Raw genomic sequence first — 22,104 nt, 5'->3', positions numbered from 1 at the left:
AGTAATCTTCAGTGGCGGCGAGGATTTGTTTTATTTTATTCAAGTTAAATTTAAATACGGCTGTGTCAATCACATCAGGTGCCCATAACATGTTAGTAAACTTCATCTAACAAGGAGCATGTTATGTATAACCACTATAATTATAGAGTTACTCCAAGTGTTGTTGCTTTTGCTAAGGGAGATGTTACAGGAGATCGTGTGCCAGATGATGTCTTTTTAACGGGTACTAAGAGTCAGGACAGTCCATTTATTGAGAACATTACGCTTCATGTGAAGGACGGAAGAACAGGGGCGCAAACAAGAGTGCCTCTATCTGAAAATGCGGGCTACAATCCAACTCTGTTTCTTGGTGATTTTACAGGTAACGGTGTTTCAGATGTGTTAATCAGCATTAATTCTGGCGGCAGCGGAGGATTCATGTATCATTATGTATACTCGTTTATCGGAAACAACCCTCAAGAGATGTTTAATTTCAACGTATACAATGCCACTTTTGAATATGATGTAATCTATGAGGACAACTACAAAGTCAGAGTTGTCAGTAAGAGTAATGGGAAAACCTATATAATTGATATTTCGAAACGAGATTCAGAATATCTAAACGAAATATATGATAAAAATGGCAAGCTGAAGAAACCGATCACTGGCTTTGTGAATCCTTTGAGCGGATTATATCCCATCGACTTCAATTATGATGGGGTATACGAACTTTCCGCATATCAAAAGATAGCAGGGTTATATAACGCAGACGCACTAGGTTATGTGGTGAACACGTTAGGATGGAAGGACAATCGGTTTGTTCTACAGAATCAATATGTAGCGATTTCAGGAACATAATAAAAGAGATCTAGCCTTCTGAAAAGGTTAGATCTCTTTTTGGTATAGACATTTTTGTTTATGCATTCATGCTGTAGATCGTCCAGGATAAGTAGGTAGCAAATGAACTCCAGAGAAGATACGGAATAAGCAGCCATCCTGAGACTTTTCTTAAACGACTTGCATAAATGACTAAAAGCAAAGTGGTCACAGCGATCAAAAATGCATCAAAGGTAGCTAATAACAAATCTTTTTGTGTGAACTGAAAATAACTGAAAGCCTGATTCAATACATAATTGACTACAAAAAGAATCCAAAAACTAATTGGTTTAAAACCATATTGATTGTAAATAAGAGTAGCGGATAAGGCGATTAAAGTAAACAATACAGTCCAGATCATGCCGATTGTTTGCCCTGATGGAGTCCATGATGGCTTATTTAGTGCGTCATACCACTCCTTGTCGATGGGAAACAGAATACTGGAAACATAGAACGAGGCAAAGATAATAATAAACACGGCTATACTGGATTTTTTCATGATTACCTCCTGAGTTGTAGTGTAAATAGAGCAGGCAGTAGACTGCATTTCTTAGAATTATACTTTTCCCTTAATAAATTATTATTAAAACAGAAGCGTAACTTTTGCTTTTCTGAATTGTGGGTATTAATATAATAGTTACTTTAAAAAAGAAAGTTATTAAGTGATTAAATAAAGAGGTGGAAAGCAGCATGATGAACGAAAAATACGCACCATTATTTAAAACATTTAGCTTTAAAAATGGTGTAGAACTTAAAAACCGAGTTGTGATGGCACCCATGACAAACTTCTCATCCAATCCTGATGGAACAGTAACTAACGAAGAAATCCAATATTATGAGCGCCGTTCTGAAGGTGTTGGCATGGTGATCACAGCTTGTACAAATGTAACAGCCAATGGTAAAGGATTTCCGGGAGAGTTTGCAGGAGATACGGATGACATGATTCCGAGTCTTCGCCGTTTAGCTTCTGCTATTCAAGCAAAAGGTTCAAAAGCAATTCTTCAGATTTTTCACGGCGGCCGTGAAGTACCGCCTGAGCTAGTTCCAAACGGCGATGTGGTAAGTGCAAGTGATATTCCTTCAGCTGAAGGCAAACCAGTGCCTCGCCCGTTAACTTCTGATGAGGTAGCTTCGGTCATACGTGATTTTGGAGAAGCGACAAGGCGCGCTATTGAAGCTGGTTTTGACGGTGTTGAAATTCATGGAGCGAATGGTTACTTGATTCAGCAGTTCTTTTCTCCGCATGCTAATCGTCGCGAGGATCAGTGGGGAGGTTCATTAGAAAAGCGTATGGCGTTTCCACTTGCTGTAGTAGATTCTGTTAAAAAAGCAGTGGCAGAACACGCTGATGATACATTCATCGTGGGCTACCGCTTCTCACCAGAAGAGCCGGAAACACCTGGAATCACGATGGCAGACACATTAGCACTTGTTGATGCATTAAGCGTAAAGAATCTAGATTACCTGCACGTTTCTTTGATGGATTTCTGGTCAGAGCCTAGACGCGGTGTAGAAGATACACGTCCTCGTATTGAAATCATTAAAGAAAGAGCAGGAGACCGTGTTCCAGTAATCGGTGTCGGATCAATCTACACGGCAGATGATGCTATAAAAGCGCTTGAGACAGGTGTTCCGCTAATCGCCCTTGGCCGTGAACTGATTATCGATCCAGACTGGGTACAGAAGATAAAACAAGGCCGAGAATCAGAAATCGTAACAAAGATTGATAAAACGAAACAAAAAGAATTGGTTGTTCCAGATCCATTATGGAACGCAATCATAAATTCACCAGGATGGTTTCCTGGAGTTGAATAAGTAGAAAAGAAGCAGGAGATGATCCTGCTTCTTTTTTTAAGTTTTTTCTCCAATGTGGAGTTGGAAGTTTTGTTACAATAGACGAAAAGAAATAGTTTTAGCAAATTGCTAGTACCGAACTATTTATAAAGGGTTGATGTAAATGGAGAATTTAAAGAGTATTTTTGAAAAAAATGAGTTTAAGTTAACGAAAGAAACGAGCAAAGCATTTGAATACGAAAACATACATACAAAAGATGTAATTTATTTGTTGCCAAATAAAGAGATTAGTATCGTATTACATCCAGAAACGGTTGAACAAAATAACGGTTTAAGACATATAAGTCATGGTGTTTTTAATAGCACAGCTCTTAGTCTCTTTCCTAAAAGGGTCAATACAGGTCAAAAACCTATAACATTTGGGTATTCATTTAAATTTAAGACTGAAAGTGAGCTTGAATCTTTTTTAGCAGCAATAAATCTTGTTGTTTTTCATGCATAAACTTGTTTAATTTCCACTTAGAAAAATACAAACCATTCGCTCCCTTTCATAGGGAGCATTTATTTTAATATTAATCATATAATAGGTGACGTATAATTTGAATTGAATGGAAGATTTTTCTTTTTAAGGAGATATTCAATGATTATTGATTGCCATTTTCATGTGGATGAAAAAATGTTAACTTTAGAAAAAATGATAGAAGGAATGGATAGAAACAATGTTGATAAAACAGTTTTAATTCCACCTATGAATGAGACAATGTTTGAAATTGATAGTATTTTCCAACATAATTTACAGCGCTTATTTCGTTCTTTAATATTAAATGTTCCTCAAATTGGGCTTAAAATTTATGATGGTCTTGTAAAGGATGGACGGTTAAAACTTTATGGAAATTCATATGAAATTTTTTCTATGCCCAATAACGAAATAGTCGCTTCTGCAATTGATAGATTCCCAGACCGTTTCCTCGGCTGGGCAGCAGTAAATCCAAAGGTGCCTTCATCATTAGAAAAACTGGAAAACTATCTTAGTAACTCTAGATTTATCGGTGTGAAAGCTCATCCTTTCATGCACAGTTATAGTATTAAAGAACTTGATAGGGTTGCAGCTATGTGTGAAGAAATGAGAAAACCTATAATTATACATCTATCATCAGAAAAGGAATCCTATAAATATCTTCCTGAGAGATATCCACAACTTAAAATTTTATATGCACACGCAGGTCTACCGTATTGGAAGAAACTATGGAAATTCATTAAGGATAAGCCTAATGTGTATGTTGATACCTCAAGTGATTATTTAACTCCATCTATAGTGAAGATGGCAGTGGAATATTTGGGATATAAAAAAGTATTATATGGATGTGATGGACCGTATGGAATGAAAGAATTTAACAAATATGATTACTCTCATAAAAAATCATGGATTGAATCACTTGAGATTCCTGATACTCAAATTAAGTGTATCCTTGGGGGGAACTTTTTAGAGTTAGTTAAATAGGTTAGACTTAGTTGTAAAGAGTTTTCAACTCGATAAAATACAGTCAGAAGTTAAAAGGTGTTAATATATGAAAAAAATCATTGTCATTGGTGCAGGGATTCTAGGAGCATCTACTGCTTATCACTTAGCCAAATCCGGTGCTGAAGTGATAGTGGTGGATCGGCAAGATAGAGGACAGGCAACGGATGCAGCCGCTGGAATCGTATGTCCTTGGCTTTCGCAGCGCCGAAACAAAGCGTGGTACAAATTAGCAAAAGGTGGTGCGCGTTATTATCCTGAACTCATTCAGCAACTTGAAGCTGATGGTGAAACGGATACGGGGTATAAACGAGTAGGTACACTCAGTTTGCATGCAGACTCAGAAAAACTTGAAAAAATGGCAGAACGAGCAATGAAACGAAGAGAAGATGCGCCTGAAATTGGGGAGATTACGATCCTTTCACCTGAAGAAACAAAGAAGCGTTTTCCTCCTCTATCTGAAGAATACGGCTCTGTTTTTGTAAGTGGTGGAGCTCGCGTGAATGGCCGAGCGATGCGGAATGCGTTAGTGCGTGCAGCGGCTAATAATGGTGCGACATTCTTAAATGGCAACGCAACTCTAATCCATAAAAATAATGTTGTTGTTGGAGTTACCATTGAGGGTAAAGAAATACTGGCAGATGAGGTTGTAGTCACAGCCGGTGCATGGTCAAACGAGATCCTGCAGCCGCTCGGAATCACCTTCAAAGTAACTCCGCAAAAAGCACAGATTATTCATCTGCAGCTGCCTCAAACAGAAACTGATTCTTGGCCTGTCGTAATGCCGCCGACAAACCAGTACATCTTAACATTTGATGACAGAGTGGTTGTTGGCGCAACACACGAAGATGAAGAAGGTTTTGATGATCGGGTAACTGCTGGTGGTGTACATGAAATTCTTACAAAAGCATTAGCTGTTGCACCAGGTCTGTCAGACGGAACCATCCTTGAGACCAGGGTAGGATTTCGTCCGTTCACACCAGGATTTTTACCTGTTATCGGACCTTTGCCTACCTATAAAAAGATATGGATTGCAAATGGACTTGGAGCATCAGGCTTAACGAGCGGACCTTATCTTGGTGCAGAACTCGCAAAGCTTGCATTAGGAAAACCATCCGAGCTTGATTTATCAGATTATGATGTTGCAGGTGCAATAGAATAAAAAATGCAGAAAGACAACTTCACTGTGAGAGGTTGTCTTTTTATATGGAACTTCCTATAGGCGTTAGACTGAAATGAACAAGATACTCATTAACTTCAAACCTATCATAAATTTTTTTGTTGATGCAAAATCTGAAGATTAAATCGTTCGTATCACTGTCAGATAACGAATAGCCTGCTGTTTCTAAAAGTTCTTCTGTATTCTCTTCGTTCAACTCCAAAGCCAAAGCTAGCGCAAGGATCGTATTTTTCTTTGGCCGGTAATCTGATTTTGAGCGTATTTTTGAAAAATGCTTTCGGTCTAAACCAGCCTTTTTGTAAACCTCTGTGTCCAAAACATCTTTCTGATCAATAAGTTGAAAAAGTTTTTCCTGAAGTGTGGGCTTCCGATTTTTATGAATAAATTCGTCCAATTCAAAACGCAGGCTGTTTTCTTCTAGACTTTCTTCCATGATTTCGGAGGACTTGCAAACTTCTAATTCCATTATTAAGCGTTCATTAAGATACGTTTCTAATTCTAATAAAAGCTTTTGATCAAGCATAGAGACATCCTCCTTAAATGTCGCTTTAAAGGCGACCATGAGCTGGATAATTCTAGCTATTATTATAGCATGACAAATCATTAGGAGATGGTTAAGGATGAATAAGAAGTTAACAGAGATCGTGTTTTTGCTGGATCGAAGCGGTTCTATGTCAGGGCTGGAGAAGGATACAATTGGCGGGTTTAACTCATTTGTGAAAAGACAATGTGAGCTTGATGGAGAAACAGTTCTTACTGCGGTTCTTTTTGATGATCAGTATGAAGTTCTTTGTAGCGGTGCGCCTGCAAAAAGCGTTCATTTAACCAGTAATGAGTATTATGTCAGGGGAACTACAGCTCTTTTAGATGCTGTAGGCAAAACAATATTGGATGTGGGTTACAGGCTTTCACAGGTAAATGAAGAGGATAGACCCGGAAAGATAATCTTTGTTATTACGACTGATGGTATGGAAAATGCGAGTCATGAATTTTCATATGAAAAAGTAAAGGATCTGATCCGTCACCAGCAAGAGAAGTACAGCTGGGAGTTTATCTTTATGGGCGCTAACATTGATGTGGCGAAAGAAGCGGAAAGCATAGGGATTAAAGAGGAAAATGCTTTTCACTTTGAAGCCACCAATGATGGAGTAGAGAATATGTACACGATTATGAGCGAGCAAGTAACGGAAAGAAGAAAATAATGGTTTGGTATTAGGCAGTTTCCTCGGTAAAGGGAGCTGTCTTTTTAATTGTAATCAAAAACAATTTATTGCATATATTGGTAATATATAGTACATTACATATGTAATGTACTATAGTGGTAAGTTGGAGGTGAAGTACAATTGCTGCTGAATGCTGACAGTATGAAACCGATTTACGTTCAGATCGCTGAATGGCTTGAAAATGAAATCTTAAATGAAACGATTCAAGCAGATGAAAAGGTCTATTCACAATATCAATTAGCTGAGATGTTTAATGTAAATCCAGCCACAGCAGGGAAAGGCATAAACCTGTTGGCTGACGATAACGTTCTTTATAAGAAGAGGGGACTAGGTATGTTTGTAGCAGCAGATGCACGAAAGATCATCCTCAGAAAAAGAAAGAATTCCAAGTTGAACACACTGGTGAACGAACTAGCGAGAGAAGCTGTTCAATTACAAGTGGAGGTCGATGAGCTTGTGACGATGATTAAAGATACACACCAAAAGATAAAGGAGGAGCAAGCATGAATGTAGTGGTATGTAATGATCTGACAAAGCAATATGGGAAATCAAAAGTGATTAACTCTATGACCTTTCGATTAGCGGAGAATAAGATTACAGGTTTAATTGGACGCAATGGAGCAGGAAAGACAACGCTATTAAAAATCATTGCAGGTTATCTTCATCATTCTTCTGGTGACATTCAAGTCTTCTCAGAGAATCCATTTAATAATCTAAAAGTTTCTGCTAATACCATTTTTATAGATAACGAAATGAGTTTTTCTCAAGGATTAACGTTAAAAGAGCTGCTTGAAACTGCGGGGAACTTTTATCCGAACTGGGATCACGATTTAGCTTTGCGGCTATTTGATTATTTTGCTTTGAATCCAGGACAGTATCATGGAAATCTCTCAAAAGGGATGAAAAGTACTTTTAATATGATCATCGGATTAGCAGCGCGCTGCCCACTCACGATTATGGATGAACCTACGAGCGGTATGGATTCAGGTACAAGAAAAGACTTTTATCGAGCACTGCTAAAAGAGTACATTTCTCACCCGCGAACCATTATTTTATCAAGCCATTTACTAGATGAAGTAGAAGATTTGTTAGAAGATGTATTGCTTATTAAGTCAGGTGAAAAATGTCTTCATCTGTCCATTGATGCGCTAAGGGACTATGCGATTGGTGTTCGCGGTAAAACAGAAAAGGTACAGGAGTGGATCGATAGAATTGAAACCATTCATGTACAGGATATTGGCGCTAATCTCTCATACGCGGTTGTTAAAAATGATCGTTCCATAAAAGAGCTTGAGGATGCCAGAGGCTTAGGGCTAGAAATCACGCAGGTTTCTGCAGAAGATATTTGCAGTTATTTAACAAGTAAAACAAAGGGTGGGATCGATCATGTATTTAACAGAGGTTAAAACTTGGGACATTGTGAAGAAGCAATACCGCTATAAGTTGAAGTCATACTTTGGGGTTTTTACTTCTTTAATTATGATTCAGTTACTCGCGATTTTTTTCTCCTTTAATGGAAATGGTATGAGCGGTAGTACATCCAATTCTATATCTTACGAAGTCAATTATTATTCAGGTGACATTATATTAGTGTTTATGATGATTTGGGCGTTTATTACAGCGATCATTATAACGACCAAAGCTTATCGCTACGATGATTTTTCATTTATTACAAACCGTAGGATCAGCCACTTTTCGAACATTCTTTTTCTACTATCTGCCAGTATATTTGCAGGATTATCCGTTTACTTTTCTACCCACCTTTTTCAAGTTCTTGCATTTTACTTAAAAGACAATTTCTCAATTATCATGGATACGCTTCCCTTTTTGACATGGGTTACGGGGATCAGTGCATCTGTCCTTTATATCTTTCTTTTTGCTAGTGCGGGTTATTTTATTGGAATTTTAATTCAATTGCACCGAGGTTTTCTCTTCATTATTCCAACCTTTGCTTTTGGTGGTTTAATCATGGATGGTCTTGGTGGAAACCCTACGTTATTCATGAATGTAAGTAAGTTTTTTGGAGCTGAAACTTCATTTGCCCTGTTTGCCGTAAAAGTGTTGGTAGTATCTATCGTCTTATTGCTCTCTAGCATAGGGATCTCTAACCGAATGGAGGTAAGGAAATGAGTATTATTGTATTGCTGATACCGATTATATTTTTTGTGCTGATTACTTTTGGAATAGGCACTTACATGTTCAATAAGAGAAGAGGCGGACTTCGCAAAATAAAGTGGCTGCTTGGAGGGTATACGGTCGTATTGTTGCTAGCGACTGCTATTTCTTTTACGCTGCTGCCTCAAAATGTTACAGAAGGAAAGATGGTAACAAGAAGTGAGATGGACAAAGTTCAAGAGGCTCAAAGTAAAGTACTAGAGCGTGCCTTTAATGGTAAGCTCGAAAACTTCAAAGGTACTTTTTTAGAAAAAGAAAACTGGTCGTTCCCCACTAAAGAAAACACATTAGATGTAAATATGATTGATAAAGAAATGTATGGAATCATGGTGTTTGTTGAAAAAAAGAAGAATAATGACGGTGTTATAGAAGCTGCCCATTATTACGGAAAATCCTATATTGATGGCATGGATTTTACAGATAAATTAGAATCTCCTTCTCTAGAGTTTGATGGAAAGACGCTCTCTATAAAAGCTCCTAAGATGTTGGAAGTTAGTTTTACTAAATTCTCTCAAGGTTTTGCATTTAGTCAGTTTTCTGGTACTGGTAATGCATTTGAGGATCGTCATACATCTGTAATGGGGAATGACTTTATACTTTTAAGTGTACCCCGTGATTTGAAAATCAATGGTGATGTGAATTATGTGAATAAATAGGAGGAGATTTTGGGTTGGAAAACAAAAACGTATTATTTGAAGCCTATCAACATGCTAAGTATCAGGTGACGGGTCATGGGAAAAGAGATATATCCGTCTTGGTAGATGCATTAGACGCAGTTTCAAAAAAACAAGAAAGTGATATGTACGGGAAAGGGCATATTATTGAAGATTTTCAAAAGAAGTTGGCTGCCTATCTAGGCAAAGAATCTGCCGTGTTCTTTCCGAGTGGAACGATGGCTCAGCAAATCGCGATGCGCATATGGTGTGACCAAAAGGGGATGAAAAGAGTAGCTTATCATCCGTTATGTCACTTAGAGATTCATGAAGAAGATGGTTTGAAAGAGTTGCATCATATCGAACCAGTGCTTCTAGCTGATGAAAATAGAATCATTAAGCTGGATGACGTGGTTAATATGAAAGAAGAGGTGTCTTGTTTACTGCTTGAACTTCCTCAGCGGGAAATAGGCGGACAGCTACCAACATACAAAACACTTCAGGCGATTTCAGATTACTGCCGTAATAAAGGAATTAAGCTTCATCTAGATGGAGCGAGACTTATTGAAATTCTTCCATACTACGCTAAGACTGCAGCTGAAGTTTGTTCTCTTTTTGATAGTGTTTATATTTCGTTCTACAAAGGGCTCGGAGGCATTGCAGGAGCGATATTAGCGGGACCACAAGACTTTACTGAGGAATCAAAGGTTTGGAAAAGACGCCATGGCGGTGATCTAATCAGTCTTTATCCTTATATCATAAGTGCTGATTTCTATTTTGATCAACGCATTGATAAAATGGATAGTTATTTTAGTGGCGCAAAGGAATTGGCTGATCTTTATAACACTTGTGAAGGCGTACGTACACTGCCAATAAAGCCTGTATCTAATATGTTTCACGTCCACTTTCATGCATCGAAGGATGATGTAGAAACTATTTTAGCAGAAACCATTGATGAAACAGGGATTGGTTTAACGGGACACCTTAGAGAAAATAGTGAGAAAAGCTGCTTTTTTGAAGTAAGTATTGGTGATAACTATTCAAAAATTCCTAAGAACGATTTAAAACAAGCATTTATATTACTCAATAAGAAGCTGAGAGAAAGAATGATAGCGTAATTGGAAGAAGTTGATCTGTTTGGAAAGTGAATTGTCCAAACAGATCAACTTATTTGTTGCTGTAAAAGCCTGCTGCGTGAAAAAGAATCATAGGTGATCGGGAATTGAAGGGAACTGCGAGTAAAGTTCAGCAGCCTGAGTGGAATTAGCTAAACTTGCGCGCAGACGAGATTCAACTGCGCGAACGTGTAATAAATAAAGACACTTTTTAAAGAGATGGTTGCTTTCAAACCTAATTTCTTCTATGACAGTTGATTGTAGTGTAAGGTGCGTGCCTGCCACATGAGAAGCTTCTTGCAAGGCATGCGACGAGGAAGCTCACTGCGATAGCATTAACTTGTAGACGCAGGAGCAAGGGACTTTTTTATAAGGGGGCAGGTGAGACACTTAAGAGTGGAACGTACGAATGTGGCTCACCGCCTGCCCCGCGGAAAGCGAGCAGCCTGAAACGGAAATCAACCCTTTCAAGAGCAACTAAGCCTGCTCCTAACAAAAAGAACTGCTCTAACAGCAGTTCTTCATTATCAAATATTTAGTTATTCTCTGGATCTGTATCGTCGTTATAAGCGCCAGGTGCTTGTTTTGCATTGAACGTCCAATCTACTTGGAGCTTATCTCCTTGGAATTGGTTTTGATCTTCGCCATTATCAACGAACTGGAATAATACGAACATTTTTTCTTTCTCGCCTGGAGGAATTCCGTCAGGACGCTGTGTGGTACCTACAAACTCATCAATTGCTGTTAGATCAGGCTGTTGTTCTTTAAGTTGGGCTAGAGTCGTCTCAACGACAGGTACAGTTGCACTGCTCGTGTTGTACATGATTGTTACTTTAATGTGGTTTGCAAGATCATCTGTATTATCAGCTTTTGCATCTTCAACTGTATATTTCGTATCCAGCAATACTTGATAGATGTCTAGAGAACCTTTGTTTTCAAACGTAAATTCACGGTACACTTCATCGCCAGGTTTAATGTTGTCAATGTTAACAACGGCGTTTGGATTTATGGAAAGATCCAATGTACCTGATGCGAATGTGTTTTTTGTCTCAAACGTGTCACTAAAGTAAGCGAACGTTCCTCCGCCCATTAATGATAGACCAAGTGCTGCTGTCATTACCCCTTTACTTACTGTCTTTGTAAAACCCATTTTCTCAACCTCCAATAGTAGTATGTAATCAGATTTATTAAACTCGTATGTATGTTAGATACATAGAGAGCTAACCTAAATTTATGCTTTTTCCACATCTAATTTTCTAGCTGCATTCACAATAGAAAAGACAGCTGAACCGAATAGAAAAAGCCCTGGAATAAATAATAATAGAGCAGAAGCTTCCTTAGATTGAGTCACATTTAACGCATAGCCTGCGTAGGGAATTGTAAATCCCGTATAGCTCCCGATTACATCATTTGAAGGCACGGACCACATATCGGCCCCGTCATTGTTATCCCCTTTAGTATCATAAGAAACTTGTCCATTTTTATGATGAACACCAACGATTCTGTGAGTGATCAGCTTGTCTTCCATTTGAAAGGTTATGATTTCTCCTTTTTTAAAGGAGTCAGGGTTTTCTGCTTGTTTAATAGAAATGATAGATCCTGTTTGAAAGATAGGTTCCATTGACCCAGATAATACAGCTTTTATCTGATAGCCGAAAACGGAAGGTTCAGCTCCTGAAACGCGTGAAGATAGAATCATAAAAGCGAGCAAACAAATGACAACAACGAAGGCACTACTCATTAGTTTCATTGTTATTTTTAAGACTTTTTTCATCATGTTCTGGCACTCCTTCGTTTTGGTCTAAGATCTCTGTCTTATTTGCAGAGGGTGTTGCCTCTGGAGCTTCTCCAAGCTCTTCGGAAGATTGAGTACTTGCCGCATCTTCCAATTTTTTAATGCGTAACTCAATAGAGAAACGATATTTTTCCATGTATTGAAAATCAATTGTTTGCTTAATTTGCTTGGCTTTCCCATCTATTTCATTCCAACCCTCTAGGACAAATCGGTATGTATTCTGATCTAGTTTTCTAACTTGTTTATGATAGGCAGCTAGCTCATTGTACTCGTTTTCAAATCTAAATAATAAAGACCGCAGTTCCCGTTCCTTTACTGTGAGGTCAGCTAATGCTTCCTTTAACTCTTGTAAAGTTGAATCATCTGATACTTGCGGAATGCTTTCGTAAACAGAGAGCATGTCCACATGTATTTGTTTAGCGCTTCGGGTCAGCTTTTGAATGGTGGACGGGAAAACGATGGCAGCTGAAACTTCAATCGGTTTTAGCAGGGCATTACTTGAAAATGCTGCTTCTGTTTGGCCGGCAATTTGTGCTCCGCAATAAAAGGAAACAGAGCATAATCCTATTAGAACCAGCCCATTATGGAATTTGCCCATCACATTCAGCCCCCCTCATCTCGTTGGTTAGACCCTATTATTACAGAATTATTGGAAGATTGTTATTGGGTTAATCGCATGAAAAAACATAGAGATTTTTTGTCGAATGTGGACACAAAATCTATAAAAGCCCGAAAAACCGTACGAAATTTAACCCAATTGACCACTTTTACAATCTTCTTAATAATTGGAATTATTCCGGAAGCACATTATGAAGAAGAGGTGAATGGGTTGAAGAAGAAAAAACAAAAAAGCTTAAACAAGAAAGTGGTCATTCCAGCCGTTTTAGCATTATCGGTTACACTTGGTGGTTTTTCAGTACCTGGATCCAGTGCAAGCGCAAATACGTCATCCGTGTTATTCCAAGCACCTGAAGGATTGAGCAAAGCTGAGATCGTAAAAGCTTATTTGCAATCACAAGTGGTTTCAGAGGTTGGTGCAAGATCAACATCTTCAATTGGTGATCAGTTTAAGATTGTAAGTGAGTTTGCAGATAGTGCGACAAATACATACCACGTTCGTACTGTTGAGCAGTATAATGGCATTCCGATCTATGGCAGTGGACAAACTGTTGCTCTGGATGCAGATAACAACGTGTATGCTTCTTTTGGTAAGGTAACTCAAACATTAGCGAGATCCATTATTCCTACTGAACCTTCTATTACAAAGGAAGACGCAGAAGGAACAGCTAAAGAGCAAGTGGTATCGCAAATAGGAGAAGTTAAGAATTATGACGGAGTAGAAACAGAACTAACGATCTACCCGCATGAAGGAAGAAACTACTTAACGTATTTAGTAAAAGTTTCAACTTCTGTTCCTGCGCCAGGCTACTATCATTATTTTATTGATGCAACTACTGGTGAGATCATTGACCATTTTAATGCAGTCCATGAAGCTGATGCGCCAGCGGTTACACCAATTACTGGTCGAGGGTTAGATGTTTTTGGTAAGATTCAGAACTTTATTGCTGTAAAAGACAATGTTTCAGGTAAAAGCTATCTTCATGGTGCAGCAATTGCTGGCGGAACTACAACGAATCCGAACATCGTACCGGTTCATACTTTTAAAGCGAATCGAATGGGAGAGACTGTTTACCTTCTTTTATCTGGACTTTTTGGATTTACCGGTTTTGAAGTTGAAACAGGAACATCTTTCTTTGCTGACCCTGCGGCGGTTTCTGCACATTCAAACTCAATCAAAGTAAATAATTACTACCAAAGTATTCATAAACGTAACAGTATTGATGGAAAGGGAATGCCGATCATTAGTACTGTACACATTGGATCAAAATGGAATAATGCTGCTTGGAACGGAAAGCAGATGCTCTACGGTGATGGGGACGGTATTCTTTTCAGCTCACTAGCAGGAGCGATGGACGTTGCGGGGCATGAGATGACACATGGTGTAATCTCCAAGACTGCAAACCTGACATACCAAGGAGAATCCGGTGCGATCAATGAATCCTTGGCTGATATCTTTGGTGCCTTGTCTGAAATGCATTCACATGGATTAACGAGTCCATCTGAATGGGAAATGGGTGAAGATATTTTCACACCGAACGTCCCAGGTGATGGAGGATTACGTTCAATGAGTAATCCAAAATCTAAGAAACTTTCTTCTGTTTATGGGTTAAAAGACAATGCTTATCCAGATCATTATGAAGACCGTTACTTAGGTGAGTTAGATAAAGGCGGCGTTCATATTAACAGCTCTATCAACAATAAAGCGGCTTACCTGATCTCAGAAGGCGGCGAGCATCGTGGAGTTAAAGTTACGGGTATTACGCGTTCGAAAACAGAGAAGATCTTCTACCGTGCTTTAACAAACTATCTTGTACCGTCTTCAGGGTTTAAAGAGATGCGTGCTGCAGCAATCCAGTCAGCTCGTGACCTTTATCCAGATCGTAACGGTGCTCCGTCAAATGAAACGAAAGCAGTTATCGCCGCATACGATGCGATTGGCGTGCCAGCACAATAAAACACTACAAATCCACGAGAGAGTAATCTTTCGTGGATTTTTTATGGGAAAATAGTAGGTATTAAGACTTAAAAATATGACCTTAGAAGGGAGAAAACCTATTTGCAAAGAAACTTTTATTATTAAACATTTGTTCATGAGGAGAGACATCTATGATTGAGGGAGAAATTATAAAGTTTTATCGTAAAAAAAGAGGACTTTCTCAAGAACAACTAGGAAAAGACATTTGTACAACAACACATGTCAGTAAAATTGAGCGAGGACAGACGAAGTACTCAACAGAAATTATTGCTTTATTTTCAGAGCGCCTGGATATCGATATACATAAGGAGATCGAGTTCTTTCAAAGCATGGAAAAGAAACTCCACCAGTGGCATAATTCTATCATCATGCAAAGGATGAAAGAGGTAGAGAGAACCAAAAACGAATTGGATCAATTTCCAATCATTCAGTTCTCAAAACATGCAGCACTATATCAATTGGTCTTGGCTCGATATTACCTGTTGAAAAAAGAGATTCCAAAAGTAGTTAATATCATAAACAAATTAAATAATGAGCACCTGAGTCCTTATGAGGAAAATATGCATAAGCATGTAACAGGTATTTATTACTTACAGAAATGCAACGATTTCCTTATAGAAAATCGTAAAAAAGCTGTGGAGATCTTAACGACGATAAACATGGACGTCTATGGAAATGAAGAATGCTGCTATCATTTAGCAATGGCTTATCAATGGGTTGAATCCAAAACAATGGCATATATAAATGCCAAAAAAGCGGTGGACTATTTTAAGAGAAACAATAACTTCTCTAGAGCCATTCAAGCAGAATCGTTAATGCTGCTTCAAATAGAAAGTGCTACGATACATGATTTTGAACAAAAAGTAAGCCGATACCATCAATTGATACAAGATAGCGATACCTTAAACGAGATCGGTATTATAGGCATGCTGCTGCATAATCTTGGACTCGAATATTTTAAAAGAAAAGACTATAAGAATGCTCATATCTATTATCAAAAAGCACTAAAGATGGCTAACAAGAAAACAGCGATTTACTTAAACCGTCTATATAATTTTTTGGATAACAGCATCGATGGGGAATTGCAATCACGAAAACAACAATTGAAGAGCGCAGAAGAGGGGTTTACGGCTTCCAAAATTATGAAGCACTATTTATACCTCCATTTATTTCAGCTTCATCTATTCTTAATAAAGGGAGAGATGAAATCTTATTTTGATTACTTAGAAAACATAGCACTTCCATTCTTTCAATCTGAAAATCAATTTAGTAGAGTCGAAAAGTTTGGAAAGCAATTATATCATCATTATGCGGACACGAAGCAGTATGAAAAAGCAGTGAAGATTGCAAGCTTGTTTCTAAATCGAGATTAATAGACTACTTTCAAGATGGGAAGGGAATGCTTCCTGTCTTTTTTTTATAAATTTTATATTGAAACTTATCATTTGAAGGAGTATAATTTCAAATAACGAAAGCGCTTTCGATAAAGAGGAGATAACTAATGGCTACAATCTATGACATTGCAAAAAAAACGGGATTTTCAACGACTACCGTTTCAAAAGCACTTAATAATTACTCAGATGTGAGCGAAAAGACGAAAAAGAAGATATTGCAAGCAGTTGAAGACATGGGTTATCTGCCAAATGCTCACGCGCAATCTCTTTCGACGAAAAAGTCTTGGACAATCGGTGTGATGTTTTCGGAAGCTAATGAGGTTGGAATGAAGCACCCGTTCTTTAGTGCGATAATAGAAAGTTTCAGAAAACAAGCAGAACGGGAAGGATATGATTTAATTTTTGCTTCCCGAAATCTGCGTAATCGAGATATAAGCTACTTAGAACACTTTTCTTATCGAGCTGTGGATGGAATTGTTGTGATTTGTTCTGATCCACAAGATCCGCAAGTACAAGAGATGATTAACAGCGCCATTCCTATTGTCGTTATTGATATGAATAATCAAAACTGCAGTTTAGTGTTTTCGGACAATATTGAAGGCGGCAAGCTAGCTGTAAATTACTTAAACTCACTGGGTCATACGAAGATTGCACACATATCGGGGGACCCATCTACAGATGCCGGTACAGAGCGGATCAAAGGGTACAAGAAAGCAATGAGTGACTTAAAGCTTCCGATACTTGAAGGTTATTTGATAAATGGCGGTTTGTTTTCCATCGAGGAAGGTCGAGCAGCCATGGAAAAACTTCTATCTTTAAAGGATATGCCTACAGCTGTATTTGTAGCTGGAGACCATATGGCAATCGGAGCCATAGAAGCGATCAAGGAAAAAGGGTTGAGAGTGCCAGAGGATATTTCAATTGTTGGGTATGATGACATTGAAATGGCAGCATACATTACCCCTAAATTAACAACAATCAAGCAAGATACTGATTTAATAGGTTTTCAAGCAGCAAAGTTGCTGATGGAACAAATTTCTCAAAAGAAAAAGCTGATCACATCTAAATGTTTGCCAGTAGAACTGGTCATCCGAGAGTCTTGTTCGCAAAAAAAATAAAGAAAATTTTTTTCGGGCTTTTCGAAAGCGGTTTCGAATATTTTTTTAAACGGAAACGAAACCGCTTTCGCAAAAATAAAAATAATGCAAGGGGAAGGGGTATTTGAATGAAAAAGAAGTTAAGTATGTTTTTAGCTTTAATGCTGGTAGTAGGGTTATTTGCAGGTTGTTCTAGCGATTCAAAAACATCAGGCAACGGAAAGAAAGACGTTGATTTAAGAATTTGGTCATTTACAGATGAGCTTAAGAAGCCTATTAAAACGTTTGAAGAAAAAAATGGCGTAAAAGTAGAATTAACGATTGTGCCAATTGCAGACTATCCAACAAAGTTAAAGCCAGTATTGGAAAGTGGAGTTGGAGCACCTGACGTATTCACAGGTGAGATTGCCTTTTTAAAACAATGGGTTGATGCAGGTTACTGGGAAAACTTATCAGAAAAACCGTACAACGCAGATGAGTTATCTGATAAATACGTACCATATGTATTCGATCTAGGAAAAGATAAAGATGGCGATGTACGTGCATTATCTTGGCAAACAACTCCAGGAGGAATTTATTATAAGCGCAGCATTGCGAAGGAAGTATTAGGGACAGACGATCCAGCTCAAGTTGGAGAAATGATGAGCTCTATGGATAAAGTATTTGAAGTAGCTGAAAAAATGAAAGAAAAAGGCTATAGCATGTTCCCAGACGAAGGTTCAATTCGCTGGTTCGCACAAGGTGACAACCCACAGCCATGGGTGAACGATAAGAATGAATTGCAGCTGACGGAAGAAAAAATTGAGTACATGGATTATTCTAAAAAGCTTCGTGATAACAGCTACACAGCTCTTGCTCCTGAATGGTCTCCATCATGGTTCGAAGGAATGGATAAGCCTGTTAAGGTAAAAGAGGGTGGAAAAGAGAAAGAAACTCAAGTATTCTCTTATGTTCTTCCAACATGGGGCCTTCATAGCGTTTTAAAAACAAACGTAAAAGAGTCTGTTGGAGATTGGGCTGTAACAAGCGGTCCGACACCATATTTCTGGGGTGGAACATGGCTTGGAGTTTACAACAAGTCTGACAATAAAGAACTTGCTTATAAATTTGTAAAAATGATGACTCAAGATGATGAATTCTTAACTTCTTGGAGTAAAGAAACTGGAGACGTCTTATCTTACCTTCCTGTTACAAATGCCATTAAAGATGACTTTAGCGATAAGTTCTTAGGTGGACAAAACAACTATCAATTCTTCTTGGAGCAGTCAAAAGAGATTACTCCTGGAATCGTAACAAAGTATGATCAGCAGTTAGATACGCTCTACGGAAATGCTGTTCAGCAGTATGTAACTGGTAAAAAATCAAAAGAAGCTGCGATTAAAGAATTTTATCAAAAAGCACAAAATGCTTACCCTGACTTAAAAGTACCTAAGAAATAAGAAAATTTTTAAGTGTGTGAGTGGCGGAGAAACTACTCTGCCACCGCACAACTATTGAAAGGAGGAGGGGAGATGAAGAATCTAAACAGATACGGCTATTATTTTATTGCCCCATTTTGGATCATCTTCTTAGTGTTCAGCATCTATCCAGTCGCATTAACGTTTTATTACAGCTTTACGAATTATACAGGCAGCGGTGAAGCCCAAATTGTGGGACTCGCTAACTATAAACGCCTGCTGACGGATACGTATTTTGTAGAAGCCTTCTTTAATACGTGGAAAATCTGGGGTGTGAACTTTGCCCTTCAAATCGGCCTGGCTCTCATTCTAGCTATGATCTTTTCAGATATGAGATTGAAGTTAAAAGGAATTGCATTTTTTAGATCCATCTTTTATCTTCCTAACTTAATTACAATCAGTTCGGTGGCTCTATTATTTGGTATTTTACTAGATTGGCAACATGGTTCACTTAATATGATGCTGTTGAAACTCGGCGTTATTTCGGATCCGATCAACTGGCTGAACGAACCAACAAGCGCCCAGCTTTCTGTATCGCTTATCTTGACGTGGATGTGGTTTGGTCACTCATTTATTGTTGTAATGGCAGGGGTATCGGGTATATCCAAAGACTATTACGAAGCAGCATTAATTGATGGTGCGAATCGCTGGCAGACGTTTACAAAGATTACGATTCCGCTATTAAAGCCTATCCTGCTTTATATCATGATTACCTCGCTTATTGGAGGTCTTCAATTGTTTGATCTGCCAATGCTTTTAACAGATGGAATAGGATCACCTGACGGATCGCTTAATACGATGGTGCTCTATTTATACAATCAAGCCTTTAAATATAACAACTATGGATATGCTGCTGCTGTAGCGTATGGCTTATTTGTTATTACTCTCATATTCTCTGCGTTCATCTTTAAAGGGATGTATGGGAAAGAACGTAAACAACCAAGGCAGGTGTAAAGCATGATAGGAAAAACTGCGGTAGACAAAACCTTTTCTAACGAAGTGAAAAAAAAGAGTGTAACTGAAACAAAACCGAAACCAAAAAGAAGCATACCTAAACTAATTCTATACATCGTACTTAGTTTGATGGCTATTGTTTGCTTCATTCCGTTCTTAATGATGCTTGTCAATGCGACTCGCTCAAATGAGGCGATTTTATCCGGTTTTACTTTAATACCAGGAAGTTCATTAGTTGAAAACTATCAAACGATGATGAGCTACATCAATATTTGGGCGGGTTTTAAGAATAGCTTAATTATTTCTGTGCTAGTTACGTTATTATCTGGATACTTTTCAGCGTTAACGGCTTATGGCTTTGCTTTTTATATTTTCAAAGGCAAGAATGCGATGTTTATTTTCATGCTAGTGATGATGATGGTTCCTGGTCAGCTGGGGTTGATCGGTTTTTATGAGTTAAGTAAAAATTTAGGGATTCTTGATACGTATATACCGTTAATCGTACCCGCAGTGGCGAGTCCTTTTGTCGTGTTCTTTCTTCGCCAGTATATTACAACGACACTTCATCCGAGTTTGATTGAAGCGGCACGAATTGATGGCGCAAGTGAATTTAAGATTTTTCACACGATCGCAATTCCCATCATGATGCCAGCAATCGCAACAATGTCGATCTTCACTTTTATTGGTTCTTGGAACAATTACATCTTGCCATTAGTTGTTCTATTTTCACCGGAAAAGTTTACATTGCCAGTTTTAATGGGATTCCTAAAGGGATCACAAGTGGCTCAAAACCTTGGATCCATGTATTTAGGAATTGCCATATCAGTTGTACCAATCATGGTTGCTTTTCTATTTTTATCAAAATATATCGTCAACAGCATTTCAGCAGGTTCTATAAAAGAATAGAGGAGAGAAACAAATATGCACTTTAAAGATTCGTTCGTTTTCGGAACAGCTACATCATCTTATCAGATTGAGGGAGCTCGTCTTGAAGGAGGCAGAACATTTTCAATCTGGGATACGTTCTGTGATGTACCAGGAAAAGTATACAAACAGCATAACGGAGGCGTAGCGTGTGATCACTACCACCGCTTTGAAGAAGATATTCAGCAGATCAAGAAACTTGGTGTAGAAACTTACCGCTTTTCTGTTTCCTGGCCACGTATTTTCCCTGAAAAGGGAGTATATAATCCAGAGGGAATGGCGTTTTATAAAAAATTAACGCAGCGTTTGCATGAAGAAGGAATCAAACCTGCCATTACCCTTTACCACTGGGACCTTCCTGTATGGGCTCATGAGGAAGGCGGATGGGTGAACCGTGAATCGGTAGAATGGTTCATGGACTTAGCAAAAGTATGCTTTCAAGAGCTTGATGCTGAAGTTGACTCATGGATTACGCATAACGAACCGTGGTGTGCTGGTTTCTTAGGCTATCATCAAGGATTTCATGCACCGGGCCATACAAACATGGATGAAGCCGTTCGAGCTGTTCACCACATGCTTCTTTCACACGGAAAAGCAGTTCAATGGCTAAAGAATGAAATGCAGTCCAAAACACCGATCGGGATTACGCTGAATCTATCACCGATGTATGCTAAATCGGATTCTGCAAACGATCAGCTTGCTGCTAATAATGCAGACGGCTACTCAAATAGATGGTTTTTAGATCCTGTATTCAAAGGGCAGTACCCGGTTGACATGATGAATCTGTTTTCCAAGTATGTTCACTCCTATGACTTTATTCAGAGTGGTGACATGGAAATCATCGCAACTGATTGTGATTTCTTTGGCATTAACTATTACAGCCGAGGCTATGTGGAATTTTCAGCAGCAAATGACTTCTTGCATAAAGGAGCTCATTCTGATTATGAAAAGACAGGCATGGGCTGGGATATCGCTCCGGAAGAATTTAAAGATCTGATCAGAAGACTTCGCCAAGAATACACGGACCTTCCTATTTACATTACTGAAAACGGTGCAGCTTTTGATGACACTCTTGAGAATGGAAGAGTGCATGATAAAGATCGTGTAGATTATATCGAGAAGCATCTGCAAGCTGTTTCAGACCTAAACGACGAAGGAATGAATATTGAAGGATATTACCTATGGTCACTAATGGATAATTTCGAGTGGAGCTTCGGTTATGACAAGCGCTTCGGAATCATCTACGTAGACTTCGATACTCAGGAGAGAATCTGGAAAGACAGTGCGTACCGATATGCGGAGATTGTAAAAAACAGAGGCAATCATAACAGCAGCAAAGATACCGATGCTGTAACGGTTAGCTAATTCTTTAA

The 22,104-nt window shown here is 38.5% G+C and carries 23 protein-coding genes; 18 read left to right on the top strand and 5 right to left on the bottom strand.

Annotated features, from left to right (window positions below):
• Positions 1–123 precede the first annotated feature (123 nt).
• A complete protein-coding gene (locus QUF49_RS19245; protein ID WP_289497298.1) occupies positions 124–837 on the top strand; it encodes a VCBS repeat-containing protein in 714 nt (237 codons plus the stop codon).
• A gap of 58 nt (positions 838–895) precedes the next feature.
• Here QUF49_RS19245 and QUF49_RS19240 read toward each other — a convergent pair whose 3' ends face one another.
• Positions 896–1,354: a TspO/MBR family protein gene (locus QUF49_RS19240; protein ID WP_289497297.1), complete on the bottom strand. Its 459-nt coding sequence runs from the start codon at positions 1,352–1,354 to the stop codon at positions 896–898.
• A gap of 191 nt (positions 1,355–1,545) precedes the next feature.
• On the opposite strand from QUF49_RS19240, the gene QUF49_RS19235 reads away from it, so the two are divergent.
• The 4 genes from QUF49_RS19235 (at position 1,546) to QUF49_RS19220 (ending at position 5,330) form a co-directional block, all read left to right on the top strand.
• Entirely contained in the window at positions 1,546–2,670 is a 1,125-nt protein-coding gene (locus tag QUF49_RS19235; RefSeq protein ID WP_289497296.1) for an NADH-dependent flavin oxidoreductase, read from the top strand.
• A gap of 142 nt (positions 2,671–2,812) precedes the next feature.
• Complete coding sequence (locus QUF49_RS19230; protein ID WP_289497295.1) at positions 2,813–3,151, top strand: hypothetical protein; 339 nt, start codon at positions 2,813–2,815, stop codon at positions 3,149–3,151.
• A gap of 138 nt (positions 3,152–3,289) precedes the next feature.
• The gene (locus QUF49_RS19225; protein ID WP_289497294.1) at positions 3,290–4,150 is read left to right on the top strand and encodes an amidohydrolase family protein; all 861 of its coding nucleotides are present in this window, start codon (positions 3,290–3,292) and stop codon (positions 4,148–4,150) included.
• A gap of 67 nt (positions 4,151–4,217) precedes the next feature.
• The gene (locus tag QUF49_RS19220) at positions 4,218–5,330 is read left to right on the top strand and encodes an NAD(P)/FAD-dependent oxidoreductase (RefSeq protein ID WP_289497293.1); all 1,113 of its coding nucleotides are present in this window, start codon (positions 4,218–4,220) and stop codon (positions 5,328–5,330) included.
• Positions 5,331–5,370: 40 nt separating this feature from the next.
• Here QUF49_RS19220 and QUF49_RS19215 read toward each other — a convergent pair whose 3' ends face one another.
• Entirely contained in the window at positions 5,371–5,871 is a 501-nt protein-coding gene (locus QUF49_RS19215; RefSeq protein ID WP_289497292.1) for a hypothetical protein, read from the bottom strand.
• 97 nt (positions 5,872–5,968) lie between these two features.
• Here QUF49_RS19215 and QUF49_RS19210 point away from each other — a divergent pair, with 97 nt between their 5' ends.
• The 6 genes from QUF49_RS19210 (at position 5,969) to QUF49_RS19185 (ending at position 10,517) form a co-directional block, all read left to right on the top strand.
• Positions 5,969–6,550 carry a vWA domain-containing protein gene (locus QUF49_RS19210; RefSeq protein WP_289497291.1) on the top strand — a complete coding sequence of 194 codons (582 nt, stop codon included), beginning with the start codon at positions 5,969–5,971 and terminating at the stop codon, positions 6,548–6,550.
• Positions 6,551–6,691: 141 nt separating this feature from the next.
• Positions 6,692–7,078, top strand: a complete 387-nt coding sequence (locus QUF49_RS19205; protein ID WP_289497290.1) for a GntR family transcriptional regulator — start codon at positions 6,692–6,694, stop codon at positions 7,076–7,078.
• Entirely contained in the window at positions 7,075–7,977 is a 903-nt protein-coding gene (locus QUF49_RS19200) for an ATP-binding cassette domain-containing protein (RefSeq protein WP_289497289.1), read from the top strand. Before QUF49_RS19205 ends, QUF49_RS19200 begins: the two co-directional genes overlap by 4 nt.
• A complete protein-coding gene (locus tag QUF49_RS19195) occupies positions 7,958–8,701 on the top strand; it encodes a hypothetical protein (RefSeq protein WP_289497288.1) in 744 nt (247 codons plus the stop codon). Before QUF49_RS19200 ends, QUF49_RS19195 begins: the two co-directional genes overlap by 20 nt.
• Positions 8,698–9,402 (top strand): hypothetical protein, encoded by a 705-nt coding sequence (locus tag QUF49_RS19190; protein ID WP_289497287.1) that lies wholly within the window; start codon positions 8,698–8,700, stop codon positions 9,400–9,402. The genes QUF49_RS19195 and QUF49_RS19190 overlap by 4 nt, the downstream gene beginning before the upstream one ends.
• A gap of 14 nt (positions 9,403–9,416) precedes the next feature.
• Positions 9,417–10,517 (top strand): threonine aldolase family protein, encoded by a 1,101-nt coding sequence (locus tag QUF49_RS19185; RefSeq protein WP_289497286.1) that lies wholly within the window; start codon positions 9,417–9,419, stop codon positions 10,515–10,517.
• A 532-nt stretch (positions 10,518–11,049) separates the two neighbouring features.
• Here QUF49_RS19185 and QUF49_RS19180 read toward each other — a convergent pair.
• The 3 genes from QUF49_RS19180 to QUF49_RS19170 form a co-directional block, all read right to left on the bottom strand.
• A complete protein-coding gene (locus QUF49_RS19180; protein WP_289497285.1) occupies positions 11,050–11,664 on the bottom strand; it encodes a TasA family protein in 615 nt (204 codons plus the stop codon).
• An 81-nt stretch (positions 11,665–11,745) separates the two neighbouring features.
• Positions 11,746–12,291 (bottom strand): signal peptidase I SipW, encoded by a 546-nt coding sequence (sipW, locus tag QUF49_RS19175; RefSeq protein ID WP_425590484.1) that lies wholly within the window; start codon positions 12,289–12,291, stop codon positions 11,746–11,748.
• Entirely contained in the window at positions 12,248–12,907 is a 660-nt protein-coding gene (locus tag QUF49_RS19170) for a DUF4047 domain-containing protein (RefSeq protein WP_289497284.1), read from the bottom strand. The genes sipW and QUF49_RS19170 overlap by 44 nt, the downstream gene beginning before the upstream one ends.
• Before the next feature lie 78 nt (positions 12,908–12,985).
• Between QUF49_RS19170 and QUF49_RS19165 the strand changes: the two genes are divergently transcribed.
• The 7 genes from QUF49_RS19165 (at position 12,986) to QUF49_RS19135 (ending at position 22,096) form a co-directional block, all read left to right on the top strand.
• Complete coding sequence (locus tag QUF49_RS19165; protein WP_289497283.1) at positions 12,986–14,884, top strand: M4 family metallopeptidase; 1,899 nt, start codon at positions 12,986–12,988, stop codon at positions 14,882–14,884.
• A 152-nt stretch (positions 14,885–15,036) separates the two neighbouring features.
• Positions 15,037–16,278 (top strand): helix-turn-helix domain-containing protein, encoded by a 1,242-nt coding sequence (locus QUF49_RS19160; protein ID WP_289497282.1) that lies wholly within the window; start codon positions 15,037–15,039, stop codon positions 16,276–16,278.
• Positions 16,279–16,406: 128 nt separating this feature from the next.
• On the top strand, positions 16,407–17,417 hold the full coding sequence (locus QUF49_RS19155; protein WP_289497281.1) for a LacI family DNA-binding transcriptional regulator: 1,011 nt from the start codon (positions 16,407–16,409) through the stop codon (positions 17,415–17,417).
• A gap of 107 nt (positions 17,418–17,524) precedes the next feature.
• Positions 17,525–18,835: an ABC transporter substrate-binding protein gene (locus tag QUF49_RS19150; protein WP_289497280.1), complete on the top strand. Its 1,311-nt coding sequence runs from the start codon at positions 17,525–17,527 to the stop codon at positions 18,833–18,835.
• Between the two features lie 72 nt (positions 18,836–18,907).
• A complete protein-coding gene (locus tag QUF49_RS19145; RefSeq protein ID WP_289497279.1) occupies positions 18,908–19,807 on the top strand; it encodes a carbohydrate ABC transporter permease in 900 nt (299 codons plus the stop codon).
• A 129-nt stretch (positions 19,808–19,936) separates the two neighbouring features.
• Positions 19,937–20,713, top strand: coding sequence for a carbohydrate ABC transporter permease (locus QUF49_RS19140; RefSeq protein WP_289497712.1), 777 nt, complete (start codon positions 19,937–19,939; stop codon positions 20,711–20,713).
• A gap of 15 nt (positions 20,714–20,728) precedes the next feature.
• Complete coding sequence (locus QUF49_RS19135) at positions 20,729–22,096, top strand: GH1 family beta-glucosidase (protein WP_289497278.1); 1,368 nt, start codon at positions 20,729–20,731, stop codon at positions 22,094–22,096.
• The last annotated feature ends 8 nt before the right edge of the window (positions 22,097–22,104 follow it).

This window comes from Fictibacillus sp. b24 (assembly GCF_030348825.1).
Lineage (GTDB): Bacteria > Bacillota > Bacilli > Bacillales > Fictibacillaceae > Fictibacillus.
Note: the sequence above shows the minus strand (reverse complement) of the source record. Positions and strands in the feature narration are given on the sequence as shown.